This is a genomic window from Frankia sp. AgKG'84/4 (assembly GCF_023242965.2).
Classification (GTDB): domain Bacteria; phylum Actinomycetota; class Actinomycetes; order Frankiales; family Frankiaceae; genus Frankia.
Map to the genome: position 1 here is coordinate 1 of NZ_JALKFU020001289.1, position 2,193 is coordinate 2,193.

The 2,193-nt window shown below is 71.5% G+C and carries 3 protein-coding genes; all 3 read right to left on the reverse strand.

The genetic code is table 11. The annotated features are described in order from the left end of the window. Window positions 1–85: 85 nt before the first annotated feature. On the reverse strand, window positions 86–1,042 hold the full coding sequence (locus MXD58_RS29735) for a metallophosphoesterase family protein (protein WP_248839253.1): 957 nt from the start codon (window positions 1,040–1,042) through the stop codon (window positions 86–88). Beyond that, window positions 1,039–1,500, reverse strand: coding sequence for a plastocyanin/azurin family copper-binding protein (locus MXD58_RS29740; protein WP_248839254.1), 462 nt, complete (start codon window positions 1,498–1,500; stop codon window positions 1,039–1,041). The genes MXD58_RS29735 and MXD58_RS29740 overlap by 4 nt, the downstream gene beginning before the upstream one ends. Window positions 1,501–1,648: 148 nt before the next feature. Next, the coding region (locus tag MXD58_RS29745) for a Rieske (2Fe-2S) protein (RefSeq protein WP_250611467.1) at window positions 1,649–2,193 on the reverse strand (545 nt) is incomplete at its 5' end.

Below are 2,193 nucleotides of genomic sequence, written 5' to 3' on the forward strand. Positions count from 1 at the left end.
GCCAATGCCGGCGGGTCCGCCCGCCAGGCCCGCAGCGCCGCGCCCGCCCGTGAGCCGCCCGCCCGCATGGAGTTGTGTGGGCCGCTCACGCGAGCCTGCTGTCCACGATCGCCGGCGCGTTGGTGCCGGGGCGGTACTGGACCTCGCGGATGCCCAGGGCGGCGGCGAGCTTGCCGGCGGGCAGCGTCTGCGGGGTCGGCGCCGGGCCGACGCCGGGGTGGGGCAGCGGATAGGCGGTGGTGGTCGCGGACTGGAACGTCACGTTCCCCTCCCGTTTCGTGAAAAGCTGGTGGACGTGGCCGTTGAGGCAGGTCACGGACGAGAACCGGCGCAGGTGGCCGAGGACGGTGGCCGCGTCGTCCGTCCCCCAACCCCATTTCGGATACATGGCGAACAGCGGGATGTGGCTGAAGACGACGATCGGAACATCGCTGTCGAGGCCGGCCACGTCCTTTCGGACAAAATCAGTCTGCGCCGGCCCGAGATGCCCGAGGGCCTCCAGGCTGAACGTGTTCACCAGCCCGATGAAATGCACCCCGCGGACGTCGAAGCTGTACCAGCCGTCGCCGTGGGTTCCGGATCCGAAGGTCTTCAGATAGCCCTTGCCGTGGTCGCCGACGGAATCATGCTCGCCCGGCACCGTGAAGACCTCGCCGGTGCGCAGCCCGGACATCATCTGCTTCACCTGGTCGAACTGCGCCGGCGTGGACAGGTGCGTGAGGTCGCCGGTGTGGATGACGAAGTCCGGCTGGTAGGGCAGCGCATTCACCTGGTTGATCGCTCGCTGGAAGGAGCCGGTGACGTCCGGGTTCGCCGGCCCGGTGAACCCGAGGTGGCTGTCGCTGACCTGGACGAAGTGCACACCCTGGGCCGCGGCGGCCGTCGTGGCGCCGCCCGGGTCGGACACGGCGTGCCTGGTCAGCTCGCCGCCGACCACGGTCAGCCCGACGGCCGCGCCGAACCAGGAGGCGTGCCGGGCGAGCTGGCGCCGGCTCATCCCCGCCCCGGACGCGCCGGAGCTGGTGCTGTCGGGGCCGCTCACGCCGTCACCCGCACCGAGCCGAGCATGAACGGGTGGATGGAGCACAGGTAGGAGTAGGTGCCGGCCTTGGTGAACGTGTACTGGTAGGTGTCGCCGGTGTCCAGGGTCGGCGAGTGCAGCGGGCCGCTGCCGGAGCTCACGACGGTGTGGGCATCGCCGTCCTGGTTCGTCCAGGTGACGGTCGTCCCGACCCGCACGGTCAGGTTCGCCGCGTCGAACGCGAAGTTCTTGATGGCCACCGCCTTGCCGGTGGCCGCAGGCGCGTTCGCCGCGCCCGCCGCCGCCGGCATCGTCATTCCGGGCATCGTCATTCCGGGCATCGGGTTCGGGGGCGGTGTCGCGGCGCCGCTGGGAACGAAGCCCGGTGTCGCCGTGCCCGCCGCGGCCGCCGCGGTGTTCTTCGTTCCGGTGGATCCACAGGCGGCGAGAATGGCCAGGGCCAACGTCAGGAAGACCACCGCCGAAAACGGTGTCGCGCGCTTTCGGACTGTCGATTCGGTTGTCACAGCAATACCGTTCCGACCCGGTTGGGTCTTGGGAATCGCGGTCCGCGTCCGTGCGGACTCCTCACCCCTGGATAGGCAGCCGGGTTACACCTTCACGGCGTCAGGCCCGTTCGGATCTCGGTGGCGCGAATACCTGTACGACACCCGACACCTCCCGCACCTCGAATTCCGGTAGCGTACGTGGGGGAGTTTTGAGCTGAGAATGCGCGACCTCGCCGGTGAGCTCGAAGACGGTCCGGTGGCAGGGGCAGTTGAGCCGGCGCACGGCCGCGTCCAGCGCGAGCTGGCAGCCCTGGTGGGTGCAGACGCCGGAGACCGCGCGCACCGCACCGCCGCGGCGCTCCACGAACCCGGTGACCGCGCCGAGGTCGAACGCGCGCACGCTACCCTCGGGCAGGTCCTGGCTGGTGGCGACCGTCCACCAGGTCGCCGTGTTGGGCACGATCATGTGGCCGGCGGCCGTCGTCTCCGCCCCGCCGGCACCGCGGGAGAGCAGCCGGTCCGCCCCGGCGCCGACGGCGGCACCGACCGCCGCCGCCCCCGCGGCCACCGAGGTGACCCACACGAACCCCCGACGGGTGCCCGCCCGCCACGAGTTCCCCGCGCGCTGGCCCGCACCGGCGGATGGCGGGTGCGCCCCGGCCC